The sequence below is a fragment of the Mesorhizobium kamtschaticum genome (genome assembly GCF_056174585.1).
Genome location: NZ_CM149691.1, coordinates 2,429,816 through 2,448,684 on the forward strand (window position 1 = coordinate 2,429,816; position 18,869 = coordinate 2,448,684).

The 18,869-nt window shown below is 58.8% G+C and carries 20 protein-coding genes, 1 tRNA gene and 1 pseudogene; 6 read left to right on the top strand and 16 right to left on the bottom strand.

Annotation, left to right across the window (positions count from 1 at the left end):
• Window positions 1–61: 61 nt before the first annotated feature.
• Window positions 62–1,819: a helicase HerA-like domain-containing protein gene (locus AC0V7N_RS12000; RefSeq protein ID WP_496627852.1), complete on the bottom strand. Its 1,758-nt coding sequence runs from the start codon at window positions 1,817–1,819 to the stop codon at window positions 62–64.
• A gap of 238 nt (window positions 1,820–2,057) precedes the next feature.
• Entirely contained in the window at window positions 2,058–3,272 is a 1,215-nt protein-coding gene (locus AC0V7N_RS12005) for an SIR2 family protein (RefSeq protein ID WP_496627853.1), read from the bottom strand.
• Window positions 3,273–3,643: 371 nt separating this feature from the next.
• Here AC0V7N_RS12005 and AC0V7N_RS12010 point away from each other — a divergent pair, with 371 nt between their 5' ends.
• Window positions 3,644–4,195 (top strand): recombinase family protein, encoded by a 552-nt coding sequence (locus tag AC0V7N_RS12010; RefSeq protein WP_496627854.1) that lies wholly within the window; start codon window positions 3,644–3,646, stop codon window positions 4,193–4,195.
• Window positions 4,196–4,789: 594 nt separating this feature from the next.
• Here the strand turns inward: AC0V7N_RS12010 and AC0V7N_RS12015 are convergent.
• The gene (locus tag AC0V7N_RS12015; protein ID WP_496627855.1) at window positions 4,790–5,389 is read right to left on the bottom strand and encodes a hypothetical protein; all 600 of its coding nucleotides are present in this window, start codon (window positions 5,387–5,389) and stop codon (window positions 4,790–4,792) included.
• A gap of 127 nt (window positions 5,390–5,516) precedes the next feature.
• Between AC0V7N_RS12015 and AC0V7N_RS12020 the strand changes: the two genes are divergently transcribed.
• Window positions 5,517–5,723, top strand: coding sequence for a helix-turn-helix domain-containing protein (locus AC0V7N_RS12020; protein ID WP_496627856.1), 207 nt, complete (start codon window positions 5,517–5,519; stop codon window positions 5,721–5,723).
• Here AC0V7N_RS12020 and AC0V7N_RS12025 read toward each other — a convergent pair.
• From AC0V7N_RS12025 to cpdR, 4 genes are all read right to left on the bottom strand, one after another.
• Window positions 5,720–6,556, bottom strand: coding sequence for a tyrosine-type recombinase/integrase (locus AC0V7N_RS12025; protein ID WP_496627857.1), 837 nt, complete (start codon window positions 6,554–6,556; stop codon window positions 5,720–5,722). The genes AC0V7N_RS12020 and AC0V7N_RS12025 overlap by 4 nt on opposite strands.
• Entirely contained in the window at window positions 6,547–7,128 is a 582-nt protein-coding gene (locus tag AC0V7N_RS12030) for a hypothetical protein (RefSeq protein WP_496627858.1), read from the bottom strand. The genes AC0V7N_RS12025 and AC0V7N_RS12030 overlap by 10 nt, the downstream gene beginning before the upstream one ends.
• A gap of 272 nt (window positions 7,129–7,400) precedes the next feature.
• A tRNA-Val gene (locus AC0V7N_RS12035) sits at window positions 7,401–7,475 on the bottom strand.
• Between the two features lie 105 nt (window positions 7,476–7,580).
• On the bottom strand, window positions 7,581–7,943 hold the full coding sequence (gene cpdR, locus AC0V7N_RS12040; RefSeq protein ID WP_006199474.1) for a cell cycle two-component system response regulator CpdR: 363 nt from the start codon (window positions 7,941–7,943) through the stop codon (window positions 7,581–7,583).
• 163 nt (window positions 7,944–8,106) lie between these two features.
• Between cpdR and AC0V7N_RS12045 the strand changes: the two genes are divergently transcribed.
• A complete protein-coding gene (locus AC0V7N_RS12045; protein WP_475457679.1) occupies window positions 8,107–9,048 on the top strand; it encodes an N-formylglutamate amidohydrolase in 942 nt (313 codons plus the stop codon).
• A 314-nt stretch (window positions 9,049–9,362) separates the two neighbouring features.
• Window positions 9,363–10,136 (top strand): histidinol-phosphatase, encoded by a 774-nt coding sequence (gene hisN, locus AC0V7N_RS12050; protein ID WP_475457681.1) that lies wholly within the window; start codon window positions 9,363–9,365, stop codon window positions 10,134–10,136.
• A 30-nt stretch (window positions 10,137–10,166) separates the two neighbouring features.
• Here hisN and AC0V7N_RS12055 read toward each other — a convergent pair whose 3' ends face one another.
• Both AC0V7N_RS12055 and AC0V7N_RS12060 read right to left on the bottom strand, forming a co-directional pair.
• Window positions 10,167–10,997: a helix-turn-helix domain-containing protein gene (locus AC0V7N_RS12055; protein WP_475457683.1), complete on the bottom strand. Its 831-nt coding sequence runs from the start codon at window positions 10,995–10,997 to the stop codon at window positions 10,167–10,169.
• 229 nt (window positions 10,998–11,226) lie between these two features.
• Window positions 11,227–11,796: an integrase core domain-containing protein gene (locus tag AC0V7N_RS12060; protein ID WP_475457685.1), complete on the bottom strand. Its 570-nt coding sequence runs from the start codon at window positions 11,794–11,796 to the stop codon at window positions 11,227–11,229.
• Between AC0V7N_RS12060 and AC0V7N_RS12065 the strand changes: the two genes are divergently transcribed.
• Window positions 11,765–12,931, top strand: coding sequence for an IS30 family transposase (locus tag AC0V7N_RS12065; protein WP_475460289.1), 1,167 nt, complete (start codon window positions 11,765–11,767; stop codon window positions 12,929–12,931). The two genes, AC0V7N_RS12060 and AC0V7N_RS12065, sit on opposite strands and share 32 nt — an antisense overlap.
• Here the strand turns inward: AC0V7N_RS12065 and AC0V7N_RS12070 are convergent.
• From AC0V7N_RS12070 to AC0V7N_RS12090, 5 genes and pseudogenes are all read right to left on the bottom strand, one after another.
• Entirely contained in the window at window positions 12,861–13,529 is a 669-nt protein-coding gene (locus AC0V7N_RS12070) for an IS3 family transposase (RefSeq protein ID WP_475460291.1), read from the bottom strand. The genes AC0V7N_RS12065 and AC0V7N_RS12070 overlap by 71 nt on opposite strands.
• Window positions 13,478–13,828: a transposase gene (locus AC0V7N_RS12075; protein WP_183460044.1), complete on the bottom strand. Its 351-nt coding sequence runs from the start codon at window positions 13,826–13,828 to the stop codon at window positions 13,478–13,480. Before AC0V7N_RS12075 ends, AC0V7N_RS12070 begins: the two co-directional genes overlap by 52 nt.
• A gap of 117 nt (window positions 13,829–13,945) precedes the next feature.
• A pseudogene (locus AC0V7N_RS12080) lies at window positions 13,946–14,172 on the bottom strand (DUF1127 domain-containing protein).
• Between the two features lie 3 nt (window positions 14,173–14,175).
• Window positions 14,176–14,424, bottom strand: a complete 249-nt coding sequence (locus AC0V7N_RS12085) for a hypothetical protein (RefSeq protein ID WP_496628055.1) — start codon at window positions 14,422–14,424, stop codon at window positions 14,176–14,178.
• 62 nt (window positions 14,425–14,486) lie between these two features.
• Entirely contained in the window at window positions 14,487–15,464 is a 978-nt protein-coding gene (locus tag AC0V7N_RS12090; RefSeq protein ID WP_475457687.1) for an alpha/beta fold hydrolase, read from the bottom strand.
• 480 nt (window positions 15,465–15,944) lie between these two features.
• Here AC0V7N_RS12090 and AC0V7N_RS12095 point away from each other — a divergent pair, with 480 nt between their 5' ends.
• Window positions 15,945–16,412 (top strand): Hsp20 family protein, encoded by a 468-nt coding sequence (locus tag AC0V7N_RS12095; RefSeq protein WP_013893124.1) that lies wholly within the window; start codon window positions 15,945–15,947, stop codon window positions 16,410–16,412.
• Window positions 16,413–16,474: 62 nt separating this feature from the next.
• Here AC0V7N_RS12095 and AC0V7N_RS12100 read toward each other — a convergent pair whose 3' ends face one another.
• Both AC0V7N_RS12100 and AC0V7N_RS12105 read right to left on the bottom strand, forming a co-directional pair.
• Window positions 16,475–17,338, bottom strand: coding sequence for an MBL fold metallo-hydrolase (locus AC0V7N_RS12100; RefSeq protein ID WP_475457689.1), 864 nt, complete (start codon window positions 17,336–17,338; stop codon window positions 16,475–16,477).
• A 50-nt stretch (window positions 17,339–17,388) separates the two neighbouring features.
• On the bottom strand, window positions 17,389–18,438 hold the full coding sequence (locus tag AC0V7N_RS12105; RefSeq protein ID WP_475457691.1) for a threonine aldolase family protein: 1,050 nt from the start codon (window positions 18,436–18,438) through the stop codon (window positions 17,389–17,391).
• Between the last annotated feature and the right edge of the window lie 431 nt (window positions 18,439–18,869).

Sequence of the window (18,869 nt, forward strand, 5' to 3'; positions counted from 1 at the left end):
GTCTTAACTCGTGGCCTGTACCTTAGTGCCTAAACAGGAGTCCGCAAATGAGCTTCTGCCGTTACGAACGGGTCTCGGGGTATCGCCCTCTAATTTCAGCGTTGAAAAACGCTCCAAGGGACGACGACTGCATGAAGCGCTCGTACATAAAGCCAGGGAAATTGTAGTACTGGTACACCATTCCTGTGCGAAACATCACTTCTAAAGTTTCAGAGGACGCGTCGTAGCCGACTTCAGCTATGTTACTGGACGCTACCGGCAACCTGTCCATTGTCACTCCCGTTGCTCTCATCAGCAGACCAAGACGGGTCTTGCGCTCGCCATGCTGCAACCATGGTGTTGTACTCTTCCGGCGTAGGTGCCTTCCTCCAGCTCTCTGCCACGCCAGGATCCTCACTGTTCGGCCTGCTACCTGCGGGAGGTAGCGATATCGGCACCTTACGGGCATCCTTGCTGCCTCGCCGGTGATGATTGCTTCTCCTGTTCGAAGTACGGGTAAACTATCGGCAATGCCGCTGAGATTGTCCGGCAGCGCTGCCTGCACTCTGGTTCGATCCGAGCTGTTGCTCAGACGCATCGCAATGAAGGTGCCACACTGGGAAAGTATGGTGTCATCGATCTCTGATGGTCGTTGGCTAACGATCATGGCTCCAATGCCGAACTTCCTCCCTTCCTTGACAATTCTCTGGACCATACTGCGAGCGGGGCTGTCTGCGTCTTTGCCTAAGTACCGGTGAGCTTCCTCCATGACCACAAGTTGAGGTCTTTGGCGCCCGCCCTCTGGACGCTCCCGTCCCCAAAAGAGGCCTTCGTAAATTATGCTTAGGATTGATCCGATCAATTGGACTAGCACCGTGCTGGGGATGCCAGAAAGATCTAACACTGTGATCGGTTTGCCATGCCCGAGCCACGCTTGAAGCAACTCCGGCAGGTCCTTACCCGTCACCCCAGCGGTATCAGGAGCCCAATCGCCCGGACTTAATAGGAACTCGAACCTCCTATCTAACAGTCGCGATCGCATTCGGTCGAGCTGTCTCCGAATACCCAAAACGTTTGCATTGTTCAAATAGGGAGCGGTGTTGTTTGTTGTTGCAGGACTATATTGCGGCGGCTGCAATGAGCTTGCGTTACCGGCCGCCAAGAGAGCTGGGACAGTTCGTGCTGAATCGTTCCAAGTGCGGACCTCGGGGTCAATCAAGTCGAACCATAGCTGCCTCAGACTGTAGGGCAGGGGGCTGTCTACCGTCATTGAAACAGGATCGATACCAGCGACAGGAGACGCAGCAACGCGAGCCTGTTTCGCAGCAAATATCTTATCCAGGACTGCTGTAGACGCCCTGTCATCGAGCTTACCCATCAGGAAGTCCAAAATCTCAGACGGCGGCAGCGCCCAGTAGGGAATGACTAGCTTGCTCTCGCCCTTTAGGGGAGAAACACGGAAGACTTCTGCTAACCCCTTCAAGGCGGGAGCGTACTCTCCATGGATATCGAGCAACAAGATACGTGCATTCGGAAAACCTATATCCCCGGGCAGTGACAGCGACCTCAGGAGGCTCGCCACCGTCGTGGACTTACCTGATCCCGTAGACCCCAGTACCGCGCTGTGTCGCGTAACCAACCTGTCTAGGTCGATACGAACAGGCACACTCTCCGCATTAGCCAATCGACCTACAACGACCTGCCCTGCTGCCTCCAAGCCATAAATGACATTCAAGTCATCCTCTGTGACTAGGTGTACATCATCGTTGATGTTGGGGTACTGGCTTATCCCCCGTTCAAAAGACGCCTCAACGATCTCGCCCACAAGTTGGACTGTCATCCACCTCTCACCTCGGTCGTGGATATCGACTAGAGTGCTCGGGGTGGCGCTAGCACCAACTTCAGCAATGATGCCGTAAAGATTGTGGTACCCTTGTGGGATACGGACAAAGCTACCAACCTGCCGATGCGATAGCTACGCCCGCCTATAATTGCGATACCTGACGACACACTGGATGCGAGCCGGACGCTAACAGTCGCACCTGTGACAGCTCCTACCGACCCTAAGATTGTCGGCGTCATGAGGCTGCACCTGAAGAAGGTGCTGGCGACGGAGAAGATGATGCAGCAGGAGCGCCGCTCGAAACAGGGACCGCTGCCGGCGAAGCTGCGGACGGCCCTAGAGCCTGACCGGAGCGGGACATTACAAAGAAGCGGGCAAAGCTAGTGAAATCACCTAACAGGAAGCGGGGGCTGCCCGCACCTACTATACCCCAGTATGTGGCGCGGATCGGTTCCCAATCACGTGTTGGAAGGTCGCCAGGACGCCACTCCGCAGCTACGCCATTGATCACAGCTTTATCACGAGCGTAGACGCTAAAATTGGGACGCCTCTCCGCTAACGTGACTGCGGCATGTTCCTTTGCAAGTTCCTGATACTGAAAAGCGAACAGACTTGCCGACGGATTGGCAGCCAGACTTTCGTCGATACGAGCGGATACATGTGCATCCCCGAACGAGAAACCTATGGAAATCAGCAGTGTATCTTTGGTACTTAAGAAGCTTCGTAGCCGATCGAACAAAGCGGCATACGGAGCCTTTTGTGTCAGATCGTACTTAAGATGCTCGGGGAAAATTAGATGAGTAGCGGACCCGTCCCCTGTACGAGTTACCTCCCCGCGTGAATTGGCTTTCCAACCAAGCGATCCGTGCACCTTCCAGAGCCTTGTCCAGCGAGGCGGCAGATCATTAGCAGCTACTGTAGAAGGGTCGAAGAAGGGTTCGCGCCCGCCTGTGAAGCCATCAAAATATGGGGCGCCTGCGTCCTCCAATGCCTCTTCAAGGAGTAAGTCATAGTTAGTTGTAAATATCTCGATAGGATTGTCCCGATCGGTACCGACGATCCAATTGACTAAGTCGCGGTAAGGGGTGCTTCCACTAGGTAGTCTTACGTTGACCCTTACACCAATCTCGTCACAAATGCGCTTGCTGAAGCGTTCATAGGCAGGGCCATCAAGGCCATCGACTTTGTTATTTCCCAATACATTGGCGAGTGTTCGCGCTCTTGATAACACGGTCTCAATATTAGCGTCTGTGTGGATCGCCTTGATTGCAGCAATAACAGGACCGTAGTCGGCATGAAGCGCTTGAAGTACTTCGGTCGTTAGACCTGCGACAGCTGGTATCAGCGGCTTGCCGGTAGCGGGCACTATGAGACCCGAAGCGGCACCCGCGCCCATAAGAAAACCTATCCGCTTCCTGCCTTGCGCCACTATTGTGCGCAGATCTGCCATGTAGCGATCTGGATTGTGAAAGCTGACTATCATGTGAGACCTACGTTACTGGGTCATGAGCCGTAGCACGAGCCGTATATTTATCGTTAGCAGAGAAATTTAAAACAATTCGAGAAGCCTTTTTTGATCGGTGCCTGATTCGTTGCGCTGCTTTAGAGTAGCAAATTTTTTCGTAAGGGTATCTCACACGGCATTCTCCTCATTGTCCCCCGGCGGGCCTGTCGGATAACTTGGTGTGTTTGCGTGCTGGGACCCCAATACGTTGTCCGGCGTGTACATGTTGGTATACCTTTGTGGCACGTAGGCATTGACTGTACCTTTTGCGTCCACTATCTGTGTGTCCACATTAACCTAGAACAAAGGGTACGGACATGGGCAGCATAGTGGCATACGCACGCGTTTCGACTGGACAGCAGGACTATCAGTCACAGGTGGACCGACTTATGGCAGCCGGTGCCAGCAAGGTGTTCTCAGAGAAGCGTTCCGGCCTTGATGGTGGAAGGCCGGTGCTAGCCGAGTGCATGCGCTATGTGCGTGAGGGCGACACTTTGATCGTCACCAAGCTTGATCGATTAGCTCGCTCCACAGCCGACCTGTACAAGATCGTAACCGAGCTTGCCGACAAGGGCGTGGGGTTCAAAGTCTTGGACGATGCCGCAGTCGATACCACCACCCGTACTGGCAAGCTGGTAATGGGCATCCTGGCACTCATCGCTGAGTTTGAGACTGAGATACGTAGAGAGCGACAAATGGAAGGGATAGCCAAAGCCAAGGCTGAGGGTAGGATGGGAGGCAGACCCAAGCTTGTCACTGCCGATGTCGAGCATCGTATCAGAGAGCTGAAAGAGCAGGGTGTAAGCATTAGGAAGATTGCTGCGGACGTAGGGTTTTCGAAAGCGACCGTGCAAAAGGCTTTGGCCTAGTGGTTTCGTCGTCCCGTATGCTTAGAGTGTGCGTCGGTAGGGTTGATTGGGTTCCGTTGGCCGAGGCTGGACCACCTCATAAGTGGAGACACAATCCCCGATCCGAAAATGGTATCAGTTTAACCGATACCTATAGATACCTAATAGATACAGCTCAGACACAGCCGAGCTAACGTGTACGCATCTATATCAATGGCCGTCGACAGCCGATCATCACAAAGATGATGCATCAGATGATACTGATAGATAATTATTATATAACTATGTTGTATGCATATGATTAACAAATACCATACACCGCGGTAACGATATCTATCCAATGGATCGCTAATTGTAGATACTGGCTGTACGATATGTTCCTACGTGATAACTGCGCTAGCAGATACAATGATTAGATACTGACAAACAACTTCGGCTCAGCGGAACGCATTGCCCGGCTAGTCACAAAATTGGGTCGCTTGCATCAGCGACCTCGGCTCCGGCGACAATCTCTCGCTAGACGGTTGGGGGAGGTCGCTGAGCGTTGCCGTGCCTGTGTCAGCTCCGATTGGGCGTCCGCCTGGTCATGCCTCTCAGCTGGCTCGGAATGGGCGTTTAAACGGTGGGATCGAAATCGGCGCACATGTCCTTCGAAAATGCCAGTAGCTCCTTACCGTGGTGGTCTACAAACATCTCATTCATGCTGTCTTTCAGTAGGACGCTACGTAGCTTGGATCCGGCTTGGTCGTTGCCCCGGACATCATCGGCTATCTCTTTGAACTGGCGAGCAAGTTCATCCTCGGCAATCTCTAGTCCTGTCTCTTTTTTGTATGTACGACTTAGGAAGCTTCGAGTGGCGATGGGATTGCTGAGCGTCTGTATCTCGGCCCGCAGAAAGTCTCTTGCTTCACCTATGACCAGTTCATAGTCGCCAGCACGTCGCGTGCGCTTATGCACAAAAGATTGGTACATGCCGATCGCTGCCAGCAACGATTGCTGCTGGTGCCCATCGATCCGACCCGAAATCAAGGCCCGAACGTGGTCAGGAAGAGCGCCGCCTGTGGAAGTCTGCATCTCCCGTGCCGTGTAGTAGACAATGAAGGGTCTGACCCACTCTTGGCTATCTGTACGGGCTTCCTTAGGAGACGGAGCGCGAGACGAACGATACCAAAAGGTACCGGCCACTAGCACCGCCAACACGAGCAGCAATTCCATGAGTTGGTCCTCGTAAGCGGTAGCGGGCTGAGATATCCGATTTTTGGATATTCTCGCCTTGGGCTTAGGCCGCGCTTGATCACTCAGTCAAGCGTTCATGCCCAAGTCCGTACATTCGCAACGTCACATGATGATAGCTGCGGCCCTTGCAGAGGCGCGGCGGGCCAAAGGCCTGACCCAAGTTCAGGTCGCGTCTGCGCTCGGCAGGCGTCAGCCATTCATAGCCAATATCGAGAGCGGAGAACGAAGGGTTGATCTTGTTGAACTGATCGACCTTGCTGCGATCGTTGATCTCGATATCGTGGCCTTGATTCGCAGCATCGAAGACGCCTAGAACCTCTCCAAGGCAAGCTGCATCTGTTGGATCGTATAGCCCTGCTTGAAATAGTGTTCCTGGGTCACGCCTTGCCTTTTGTGCCCAACAATAGCTTTGACCAGATTCTCCTCAACGCCCGCCCGCATGAGCGCCGTAACCATCCCGTGCCGGAAGCTATGGAATACCAAGTCCTTTGACTTGATCCCGAGTTTGACGAGGAACCTTTCGTTGAACCATCGTCCGAGCGCGCGACCGTATCCTTCCTTTGGGCTGTATGAAAACTCCGGAAAGAAGCGTTCCTGTCCTCGTACCCGCATCGCATCCGCATACGCGAGCAATCCTAATTCCAGTAGCCGACTGTGAACGGGGACTTTGCGACGTGATGCTACATTCTTTAGACGTTTCTCGTCGCCCTCATCGTTGAGATCAAAACACCACACACCCTCGATCTGTTTGATATCCGCGACATGTATCTGGCAGACTTCATTGAGACGGGCACCAGTGTACAGGCCAATCAGCGGACCCCACTTCTGAAAATCACGCGTCAGGAGGCCGCGTTCGTTTGTTAGCAGTTCATGCAGCATTGTTGCGATCTGGCCTTCGGAGAAGGCTTCTCTCTGAGCTTCACCTTCGTGGCGCTTATTCTCCCGGACCGTGGCGCCATCGAACACATTCTCCGAAACGTACTTGTTCCGCTTAGCCCAGCCAAACAGGCCACTGTAGGTTTGAAGATATGTGTTGACGGTGCGGACAGTCAGCTTCTCGTGTCCCTCCAACGTGCCTATTTCGGCAATGGTTAGATTGCGCGTAGCTCCGGTCTTGTTTCGGTTCCGGGGGTAGTTCAGAAGCACCTCTTTACCCGTTGCGCTTCTGAGGCTGTAACGCTGTGCATCGCAAGGTCTGGGCCTAAAATTTCCTTCAGGAGTTCGATGTGCTGGCGCTTCTGCTCTTCTGAGCGTTGTACCCAGCGTCCTGCCCATACTTCCTCTTTGATGAATTTCGCACTGACTTCGTGCAGCGAGCCGGTAGATGCCTTCCGACCAAGAGCGTCTGATTGGGGCTTGGGTGTATCGCTGGATGTGAAATCGAAATTCTCGAACGATTGATCGTGAGCCAGCACCGCCGCGCAATAGTCGCCGTATGCTCTTTTGATCTCTAGCTTGAAGGTCGCGTGTGCTGCTGTACCGGGCGCCAGTGGCAGTTTGTGAAGGCCAGCGAAGCGAGCGAGTAATTCGTCGTCAGTCTCTGCCGGGGATAGATCGTCATTCAGGGCGACCGCGTCCCGTGCCAAGGCAAGGCCATTTTTGTAAACAGAAACATCTAAGGGCGAGAGCCTACCATTCTCGGCTATCTCGGCTTTGCTCCGTTCCAGCAGGGCTTGGAAGTGGATCTTCAGAGCCGACCGTATCTCGTCGTAACGCATGTCGGTCGCAGCCCATCGTTCAGTGAGTACTTCGCCGACATAGCTGAGCCTACGTGCTAGGTACAATGCTTCTTTAGGAAGTCGGGTCCGTAGCGAAATTTTCATGCTCGCCGGTCTTTCGCCCGTGACGGGGCAAGGCTTGGTCAACGGCCAACGGAAGTAGAATATACGGTTCCGTGAGAGTTCCAGATACGTCGGATTGTGCACAGTGATGCATCCCTTGGATGTCTCACCAGTGAAAACCTAGGCTAACTCATTGTTTTCTAAGAGGATGGTGGGCGTGACAGGGATTGAACCTGTGACCCCTGCAATGTCAATGCAGTGCTCTCCCGCTGAGCTACACGCCCATCCGAAGCCGCGCATACACCATTTTTGGTTCGGCGCGTCAATAGCGAGAAAAAGGAAAGAAGGCGTCGTCTCGCCGCAGCGGCGATGCCTTTGCGGAAGGCGGCTCAGGCCGCCTGCAGCATCTTCTCGACCTCGTTGACGAGGTCGCGCAGGTGGAAGGGCTTCGACAGCACCTTGGCGTCTTTCGGCGCCTTGGAATCCGGGTTCAGCGCAACGGCGGCGAAACCGGTGATGAACATGACCTTGAGGTCTGGATCGATCTCGGTGGCGCGCCGCGCCAGCTCGATGCCGTCCATCTCCGGCATGACGATGTCGGTCAACAGCAGCGAGAACGGTTCCTCGCGCAACCGCTCATAGGCGCTGGCGCCATTGTCGAAATCGCTGACCTGGTAGCCGGCGCGTTCCAACGCCTTGACGAGGAACCGACGCATATCGTCGTCGTCTTCCGCCAGAAGAATGCGTGCCATGATATCCCGTCCGAATCACCCGCCCGAGCCTGCCGCCGAGGCAGCCCGTTAACCATCCTGTATATGAGGAGGTGACGGTAAACATCAAGTGAACGCGGCGAAGCATTATCCGCATTTGCCAAGGCCATGTGCGCGGCGAAATGCTGGACATGCGACCAGCAAGGTGGCACTTTCATACGATGATGCACTGGTGTTTTCGGGTTCGTTCAAATTGAAGACGGCAGCCGAGGATTTTTCGGTCGTTCCACCCTTCGAAATCCGATCGGGCGCCGAGCAGCGCGTGCCCTTCCTGTTCAACTCGCCGCATAGCGGCCGCTACTATCCGGAACGCTTCCTTGCCATGGCGAGGCTCGACCGCAATGCCATCCGCCGCTCGGAGGATTGCTATGTCGACGAGCTGTTCGGCGGCGCCGTGGCGTTGGGCGCGCCGATGCTGGCGGCGAATTTCCCGCGCGCCTATCTCGACGTGAACCGCGAGCCCTGGGAACTCGACCCGCGCATGTTCGCCGAGCCGGTGCCGTCCTTCTGCAACATCCGCTCGGCGCGGGTGGCGGGCGGACTTGGCACCGTGCCCAAGCTGGTGGGTGAGGGGCTCGACATCTATTCCGGCCGCTTGCCGCTGGCCGAAGCCGTTGCCCGCATCGAGGCCGTCTACAAGCCCTACCACGAAACGCTGAAGCGGCTTTTGACCAGAACCCATGCCCGTTTCGGCTTTGCCGTGCTGATCGATTGCCATTCGATGCCGGCAAGCATCCGTGTCGGTGACAGCGGCCTGCGGCCGGACTTCATCATCGGCGACCGTTTCGGTATCTCCGCCACCGCTGCCCTGACCGAGACCGCGATCGGCCTGCTGACCGCGATGGGCTATACCGTCGCCCACAACAAGCCCTATGCCGGCGGCTTCATCACCGAGCATTATGGCCGTCCGGCGCGCCATCTGCATGCGCTGCAGATCGAGGTCAATCGCGGGCTTTACATGAATGAGCGGACATTCGAGAAGGCTGCCGGCTTCGACGCGCTGGCCGACGATCTGACACGATTTTCAGCGGATCTGATGGCAATGCCCGACCACCACTTCATCGACCTGCCGCTGGCCGCGGAGTAAAATAGCCGGCCAGGGGTGCAAGGCGTAAAAAAGACCGCATCGTTTGCACGATACGGTCGAAGTCTAGGGAGGAAACGCCCAAGGAGGGCATGGACAGGAAAACCTGTCCGAGGTCGAGGGTATTGTGCGGTGCACAAATGTCAAGCGACCTTCAGGCTTTTTTAATTCAGAGTGATGTGGAAATTGCGTTTCGATGACGCTTGCGTGACATTTTGGCAACAGCTGTCACGGCGAATAAATCGATAAACAGGCTTGTTTTGGCGGGAAAGTGTCGGCAGAGCCCGGTCGGGCACTCTGCAATGCGGGAGAATCAGTTGGACATCAGTATCGATTTCATGCGCCGTATCGCGCAAGCGGCAGCGGCCGAGACCTTGCCGCGCTTTCGCGCCCAAGGTGCCGTGGCCAACAAGGAAAAAGGCAGTTTCGACCCGGTCACGGAAGCCGACCGCGAGACGGAACGCGCCATCCGGGCGCTGATATCGGCCGAGTATCCCGACCACGGCATTCTCGGCGAGGAGCATGGCAGCGAGAACATCTCCAGCCGGCATGTCTGGGTGATCGATCCGATCGACGGCACGCGCGCTTTCATTTCCGGCCTGCCGGTGTGGGGGACGCTGGTCGGGCTGACGGTCGATGGGGATGCTGTCGCCGGCATGATGGCGCAGCCCTTCACCGGCGAACTGTTCTACGCCAACGCCTCTGGCTCGCACTATGAGGGGCCGGGCGGCCCGCGCAAGCTTTCGACCCGCAAGACAACCAGCCTGGCGGAGGCAACGCTGTTCACCACGACGCCGGCGCTGTACAAGGGCGAGGCACGCACGCGCTATGACGCGTTCGAGAAACAGGTCCAGCTCGCCCGCTACGGGGCCGATTGCTATGCCTTCGCCATGATTGCCTCGGGAAGTGTCGACATCGTCGCCGACCCCGGCCTGAAGCCCTACGACATCGTGGCGCTGATCCCGATCATCGAGAAGGCCGGCGGCGTCGTCACCACCTTCGATGGCGGGCCGGCGGAAAAGGGCGGCGATGTGCTGGCGGCGGCGACGCCGGAGCTTCACGCGGCCGCCATGGCTGCCTTGCGCGGCTGATATCTCCCTGCCTTCCCTAGCGAAATGGCTTCAGCGCGGCTTGATCGAGCGCTGGAACTCCGCCGGCGTGCGCCCGTAGACCTGCCTGAACGCTGAGCTGAAATGGCTGTGGCTGGAGAAGCCGAGGTCCATGCCCAAAGTGGTCAGATTGTCGTAGCGGCCAAGCAGGTCGAGCGCACGGGCCAGCCGCAGGCGCAGATGATAGCGATAGAGCGGCATGGCCTCGACCTGCTGGAATACCTGCGTCAGATAGACCGGCGAAACGCCGACCTCGGCGGCAATCTCGGCCAGCGTCCAGCGCCGCGACAGGTCCGACGCCAGCACGAGCTTGGCGCGGTCGACCAGTTTTTGCCGCCCGGGGCTGGCGCCCGCGACATGCGAGGTGCGCTCGCCGAGCGAGCGCCGCACCAGCGTCAGCGCAAGCGTCTCGGCCTCCAGCGTTTCGGCGACATTGCGGCTCAGGCTGTGGCGCAGCAGTGCCACCAGTGCCTGCGCGCGGGGATCAACACGTCGGCGCTGGCGACGAAACGCCAGGCGGTCGCCGGCGCGCAACTGCTCCTTCGGCGTCAGTTCGCGCAATTGGCCTTCCTCGATGACCAGGTCGAGGCAGGCATCGCCGCCCTCGACCGGGTGGCTGACCTGATAAGGCTCAGCCTCATTGAAGAACAGCAGTTGATTGGCTTCCGCCACGGCGTCATTGCGGCCGACATGGCGCACGAAGACGCCGCGATAGGGAAACACCAGATGCGTGGCCGACGTGCATTCCTCATCGCTCCTGTGCCGGCATTCGCCGCTGCAGACGACATCCCGCACCTTGACGATGCCGGTATCGAGAAGCGGCTGAACCGTGAATTGCGACATGGCCGTTGAGCTCTTTCCCCGCGCCGGAAAGTTCCGGCGGCGCGAGGGGCATTCTACGCAATCGGCTTGCCCAGTCCTGTCAGGAGACTTCTCGGCAAGCGCTGCTCGATCCCACAGAAGCAGTTCGCCGTTTCATGGAACCGGCGAACTGCTTCTGTTTTTGTTTTGACGCAATTCCCCAGGGAAAGCGCTGCGCGCTTTTGGAGTGCGCCCCTCGGAGCGGACAGGATCAGGCGGCAGTTTTGACCATCTTCCGGGCGTGTTGGTCTTCGAACTGTTGCGGGCTGAGATAGCCGAGCGCTGAGTGCAATCGGCGGGTGTTGTAAACCTCATCAATGAAGCGGGGAAGATCCTCAGCGACGTCGGTGAAGGTTTCATAGGCCATCGGATAGATGGCTTCGACCTTCATCGTCTTCATGAAGCTTTCCGCTTTGGCATTATCGTAGGGATTGCCGCGCCGACCCATCGATCCAATAAGATCGTGCTCGGCGAGAAGATTGCGATAGAGGAGCGCGGCATATTGGGCGGATTCAAACGGTCGTCGCAACACCTGTACGCAGGAGGTTGCGATGGGCATTCGAAAGCGACGATCAAACCGGTCTGGGCGGGCGCCGTTGCCGTCACCGGGGCGGCCGCCAGTCGCAGGGCGATCTGAACTCCAGCAGTTCTGGTTGGGGATCGCGCAGGGAATGACCAGCGAGGATGCTGCGCTGGCGGCCGGTATGTCGCAGCCTGTGGGAACCAGGTTGTTCCGAAAGGCAGGCGGCATGCCACCAGCAATGTTCAGATCTTCGGCCAAGCCGCCGTCCGGGCGGTATCTCTCGTTTGCGGAACGCGAGGAGATCGCACTTCTTCGCGTTCAGGGCCTTTCGAGGCGCGAGATCGGACGCCGATCTGCCTCGACCATCTCTCGTGAGCTACGACGCAATGCCGCGACACGCAGCGGCGGCCTGGAGTATCGTGCATCGACAGCCCAATGGCACGCCGAGCGATCGGCCCGTCGGTCCAAACCGACCAAGCTTGCGCTCAACACAACCTTGCGCACTTATGTAGAACAGCGACTGGCAGGCGTCGTCATGACCCCGAGCGGCACCGCCGTTCCTGGTCCCGCCGTTCCGTGGAAGGGCCGCCGGCATGGCCCGCGAAAGGATCGGCGATGGGCCAGAGCTTGGAGCCCGGAGCAGATTGCCCGACGCTTGCCGATCGACTTCCCGGACGACAAGACGATGCGCATCAGCCACGAAGCCATCTATCAAGCCCTGTTTGTTCAGGGTCGGGGAGCGCTACGCCGCGAACTGTCGGCCTGCTTGCGAACGGGGCGCGTGCTGCGGGTCCCCAGGGCGCGCGTACGCAGGCGAGGCAAAAGCTTTGTCTTGCCGGAGATCATGATCAGCCAACGCCCCGCCGAAGCGGCCGATCGCGCGGTGCCGGGTCACTGGGAGGGAGACCTCATTCTTGGTCTTGGCAGCTCGGCGATCGGCACGCTGGTAGAGCGTACGACGCGCTTCACGATGCTGCTTCATCTTCCCCGGCTCGCGGGGCATGGCGAAGCTCCGCGCATGAAGAATGGCCCTGCGCTTGCCGGACACGGAGCCGAAGCCGTCCGCGACGCAATTACGCGCACCATCATCACTTTGCCCGAAGAACTCCGCCGTTCGCTGACCTGGGATCAGGGAGCGGAAATGGCCCAGCATGATCGCCTCAAGATCGATGCCGGCGTCCAGGTCTACTTCTGCGATCCGCAAAGCCCGTGGCAGCGTGGCACTAACGAGAACACCAACGGGCTGCTGCGTCAGTACTTCCCGAAAGGCACTGATCTGAGCATCTACAGCGCTGACGAAATCGCCGCTGTGGCCGCGGCCCTCAATGCTCGACCGAGAAAGACCTTGAACTGGAAGACGCCGGCAGAAGCGCTTGACGAGTTGCTGCCATGAGGACACACAATCGGTGTTGCGACGACCGTTTGAATCCGCCTTGCGCGCCTCGATCCGAGTGATGGACGCAGCCCGGCGGCGGCTTTCGCCGTTCGATTGCCGCCTTCAATGCTGCAACGGTCAAGCGCGCGTCGATCGACCGGCCGATGGCGTAACCAACGACCTTGCGGGACCAGGCATCCAAGATGACCGCGACGTAGACGAAGCCTGCCGCAATCGCCACGTAGGTTATGTCGCTTACCCAAAGCCGGTTCGGGCCATGGAGTGTCACGTCCTTCGCCAGGTTCGGGAAGATCGGCAATTCATGATTGCTGTCCGTGGTGGAGATGAAGCGTCGCCTGATCCTGGGTTGCAGATCATGCTCGCGCATCAATCGTCTGACCTTCTTGTGGTTCACGACAATGCCGCTCTGCCGCAGCGCCGCCTGCATGCGGCGATAGCCGTAGGCTTCGAAGCTGTCGGAGATCTCACCCATCGTCTCGACGAGCGCTGTGTCATCCACGGCGGTTTCGGGCTGATCGTAGTAGGTTGATCGCGCGATCCCCATCAGCCGGCATCCTTCAGCGATGGAGACACCGCGGGGCCGGTGATCACGGATGTAGGTCCGCTTCTGGGACGTGGTGCGCTTTTCAGAGCCCCCTTTAGAAACTCGATTTCCAAGGCTTGCCGGCCTACCAGCCGCTCCAGCGCGGCGATCCGAGCTTCATAGGTCTGCATCGTCTCGGCCGCCGCTACATCCTCGTCGAAGGCGCCGGCCTCGTATTTCTGGACCCAGATACGGATCAGGTTACGCGCTAGTTCGTGCCGCCTGGCCAGACCATGAAGCGTCTCACCGGAGAGGAACTCTTGCACTACCTGACGTTTGAACTCGATGCTGTGCGCGCGATGTGCAGTCATGGCTTCCATCCTTCGAAAGCCCGGCTTCCAAGTCAATTCTGCTTAGTCAATCTGTCCGCTCCGAGGGGCGCACTCCATTTCCCGGGCAAAGCGCTTCACACTTTTCCCGGAATTGCTTTAGCGCCGCCTGAATTCCGAATAGGCATCGCCGCGTGACAGACCGATATCCTTGAGCTGTTCATCGGTCATTTCCAGCAAGGCAAGGCGACTTCGGCGCTTCTCCAGCTGCGGCCGAGCCATCTCGCCGCCGCGGTGCATCGGGCGTGCAAGGATTGCCGAAGAGTTTCTGGCGGTGCCGGGATCTGGCCAGCCAGGCGTTGTGCCGCTGCATGATCGGGGCGCATGGCTCAGTCCTCCCCGGTGCCGGCCGCCGAGGCGCCGGCTTCGTTCAGCGCCTGGGCGCATTCCTCGCAGCAGACCTCGACGGTCTTGCCGCCGACCTTGACGCGAATCGGGTTGGCATCGAGCTGGCAATCGCAGGCGGCGCAGGTTTTCTCGGTCATGATCTCATCTCCATGGCGTTCAATTCGACGCATGCAGATGAGCATTCCGGGATGGGTGCGGGCTGTCAGAATCTTTAGCAGTTTGCGTGCCATGGGCCGCTGCCGGCCGATCATCCTGACAACGGTGTGTCAGCTATGCCGGCCTGCGCTACCGGTCAGGCCGTCGGGTCGTCGGAGCCGGGAATGAAGGCGTCGAAGGCGGCGAGGAATTGTTCGCGGTAGAGGTCGACTTCCTGCAGGATTTCGTGCTTGGAGCCGTCGATCATCAGCAGTGAACCGAGCCTCAGACTTCTGGCATAGGCCTCGACCGCCTTGGTCGAGACGACCTGGTCGGCGCCAGCGGCGATGATCAGCAGAGGCACCTGAATCCGGGCCATGAAATCGGGGTCGCTGACGGCTTCCGACGCCTTTGCCGCTGCCTGCAGCCAGCGGATCGTCGGCCCGCCAAGCGCCAGTTGCGGATACTCTTCATAGATGCGGGTGTTGCGGCGGTAGCGCTGCGGATCCGACGTCACCTTGTTGGCCTCGAAAGATAGCGTCTGTCTCGGCCTTGGCCCCCAGGCGGCATAAAGTCGGCCAAGGCCCAAAAAACAGAAAAACGAACAGACGCGGCGGACGGTGCTGATCGAGACCGGCAGGTCGGGCAGGGTCAGGAATGGCGCGATCAGCACCATGCGCCGCACGCGGTTGACCATGGACGGCGCGGCAAGCAGCGTGATCACCGCTCCGGCGGAATGGGCAAGGATGTAGTACGGTCCGCGGCAATCGGGCAGCACGATCTCCTCGAAGAACTGCTCCAGATCGGCCGTGTAGTCGCGAAAGGAGCGGACATAGCCGCGCTGGCGATCGCGGATCAGCCGGTCGGAATCGCCCTGGCCCCGCCAGTCGAGCGTGGCGACGCCAAAGCCGCGGGCGGCAAGGTCGCGGATGGTTTCGAAATATTTCTCGATGCATTCGTTGCGGCCGGGCAGCAGCACAACGGTGCCGCGCATCGGACGCGCCACCGCCGCGAACAGGCCATAGCGGATTTTCTTGCGATCGCGCGTGACGAAGAAGCCGCCGGTGGCGTTTTCCGGTCGCGGATTGCCCTCGGTTTCGTGGAAAATCGGCGTCTCGTGGAAAAGGTCCGTCATTCGGCGCTTTGTGCTCGGCGTCTTCACGTGCCAGCCTGTCGTGGCTGGCCCCTGCCCAAGGTGATAGACGCCAATGCATCAAAAGCAAAGCAAATCCGGCCTATGCCGGGGCTGCAACGGGGAAGGCCGGAAGCCGCTCGAAGGCGTGCTTCCGGCCCCTGTCGATCCGGGAGGAAGGGACGTTAACACCCGGTCGGCCTCGTCGCGGCACCTCTGTAACTCTGGTGCCGCCTGTCCTTGATCTTGAGGACACTCTAGCGCTGGCTGTCTGAACGCGCGCCGAAGCGCCGGTTCATCTGCCGTTCATGAAGGGCAGGCCGTTTCAGTTTTTGCCGCCAGGCGAAACTTGAAATGCATTCGGGTGCTCCCCAGATGTGGGTTGCGGTCGCCAATGTCGGGGCCGCTGGTCCTCCCGAAACGCCGCTCACGGGTTTCGCACCGGCCATACGCAAACCATGTTGCTCAACAGGAGAACACCTCATGCGTCACGTTGATTTTTCCCCGCTCTATCGCTCGACCGTCGGCTTCGACCGTCTCTTCACCATGCTGGATTCGCTTGCGCAGCCCGATGGCGCGCAGACATATCCGCCCTACAACATCGAGCGCACCGGCGAGGATTCCTACCGGATTTCGATGGCGGTTGCCGGCTTCTCGGACGAGGAAATCTCGATCGAAGCCCACCGCAACGTGCTGACCGTCAAGGGTGAGCGCAAGGACGAGGGCACTGGTGAAGGCTCCGAGCTGCTCTATCGCGGCATTGCCTCCAGGGCCTTCGAGCGCCGCTTCCAGCTTGCCGATCATGTTGAAGTCGTCGGCGCCGCGCTGAAGAACGGCCTGCTCTTCGTCGACCTCAAGCGCAACATCCCCGAGGAGTTGAAGCCGCGCAAGATCGCGATCACCTCGGCTCCGGCCAAGGCCAAGCAGATCGAGGCCAAGACGGCCGCGTAACGCAGCCCAGGAATAGAAGCGTCTCCTCCCGAGACGAAAGCGGCGCCGAAAGGCGCCGCTTTTTATTGGCCGGTGGCGATAACGGCTTCGACATTTTGCCGGTGAACGGCCTCGTATGGCGCGAAATACTCCACCGCACCGGTGGCGAACATGTCGGCGCCAAACGTTCTCAGATCCTGTCTTGCCAGATCGGGTTCGTGCCTACAGGCAAGCAGCTTGCCGACATAGGCCTGCGTCGCTGCAATGAAGCTCGTGTCATAGCCACCCGCCTCGATTGCTTCCAGGGAGCCGTGATTGGGGAGGATCCGGTTTATTTTCCAGCCGGCCATGCGTTCGAGATCGATCAGATGTTCGACCAGCCGCTCCGGTTCGGCGACATAGGTGATTGGATCCTCCAGCGTGTCGCCCGCCAGCAATAGGCCGGTGCCGGGCATGAGCAGTACACTGCCGTCATGGCTGTGGATTTCGACCTGGTGAAGCTCGACCGCGATCGATCCAACCATCAGGCTGAGGCTGCTAGCATAAGTCCTGTTCGGCAGGACGAGCGGCATGATCGGCGGACTGCCACCTTCTATTTCAGCGCGGTTGCTCGCCAGGGCCGCGGCGGTCAGGTCGTTGGCGATGATCTCGCAATCCTGGAACACCTGGTTGCCCGCAATATGGTCGTCATGCCAGTGGCTGAGCACAACCCGGATCGAGGTTACCCCCATGGCTTCAACCGTTTGCCTGATGAAACGGGCATGGGGCAGGGAAATGTGCGTGTCATAGACAAGCGCCTGCGACCCATCGACGATCGCATAGGTGCATATGCCCAGCGCATAGGCGCCGTCGTCGAGCCAGTTCGGTGCGTCCGACCAGGCACGCGTTCCGTCGATGCGGCCATCGTAGAAGCCGAGGACGTTTGGTGCTGGACGGACCAGCCGCATTGTCGAGCCAAGGGGCGACTTGGTCGTTTGCTTGCTCGCGATCTCGGGGCTCAGGCGATCAGCTGGCCAAAGCGGTCGACATCCTCCGACGTCGTGGCAAAGCTGGTGACGAAGCGATAGAGCAGTTCGTCCTCGCCGATATGGCCGTCGAAGCCGTGCGGCTTGTGCCAGTCGTAGAAGGCAGCACCCGCCGCCTGCAGCCTGTCGGCCTCGGTCTTCTTGATCACCGCGAACACCTCGTTGGCTTGCGGCAGCCACGCCAGCTTGGCGTGGGCCGAATCCTCGATTGCTGCGGCGAGGCGCGCGGCCATGGCGTTGGCGTGGCGCGCGGTGTCGAGCCATTGACCGTCCTTGAAATAGGCTTCGAACTGCGCGGCGACGAAGCGCGACTTCGAAAACAGCTGAGCGGCACGCTTGCGCAGGAAGGCCAATTCCTTGGTGCGGTCGAGGTCGAACAGCACGATCGCCTCGGCGCACCAGCAGCCATTCTTGGTGCCGCCGAAGGACAGGATGTCGACACCGCGTTTCCAGGTCATTTCGGCCGGCGTCGTGTCAAGCGCGACCAGCGCATTGGCAAAGCGGGCGCCATCCATGTGCAGCGGCACGGAATGTTCTTTGGCGATGGCCGAAATCGTCTCGATCTCGTTCAGACCATAGATGGTGCCAACCTCGGTCGACTGGGTGATGGAAATCGCCATTGGCCGTCCCCAATGGACGATTTCGGGCGCGAAGCGGCCAATGGTCCGCTCCAGATTGTGCGGATCGATCTTGCCCAGCGCGCCGTCGATGGCATGCAAGCGCGAGCCGCCGGAAAAATACTCCGGCGCACCACACTCGTCCTCGATGACATGCGATTCGCGATGGGCGAAGGAAATGCCGCCGGGCTTGTTGAAGGTGGTCAACGACAGCGAGTTGGCGGCGGTGCCGGTCGCCACGAAGAACACCGCGACCTCGCGTTCGAAAATCTCGCTGAACCTGGTGTAGACCGCCTGGTCGAGTGCGCTGTCGCCATAGGCGGTGGCAAAGCCGCCGGCCGCGGCCGACAGGCCGGCAACGATGTTGGGATGGGCGCCTGCCCAATTGTCGGAAGCGAAGAACATGCGTCTGCCTATGTCTTGAGGAAATCGGGGTTTTTGGGGGAATTCGACGCGGAGTTGACCGGTTTCCCAAGCCGATCGCAAGGGGCCAGATGCCGGAAAACCGTTAAAGCCAATCAACTCAGCGCTAACGGGTTGGCGACCGAAGCTTACGTTTCTCCTCCACTTCACGTAATTTTATGTCGCGGAAAGCCCAAGTTTTTTGTGAATCGGTCTTGTGTGCGTCGGGGAATTCTGCCATAAAAATTTAGGACAGTAGTGCTGTCTTATTTTGTCGCACAAAACAGGCCGGATTGGCGTAACATATTGGCCTCTCCAGCTGTTGCTGCGAGCGACAGGTGGACGGCCAGACGCTGGCCTGTACGATACCAGATGCGAACCATGCGGAAAGCCGCCTGGTTCGGCAAGGATTTCGCAAGACGTGCCGCAAGGAT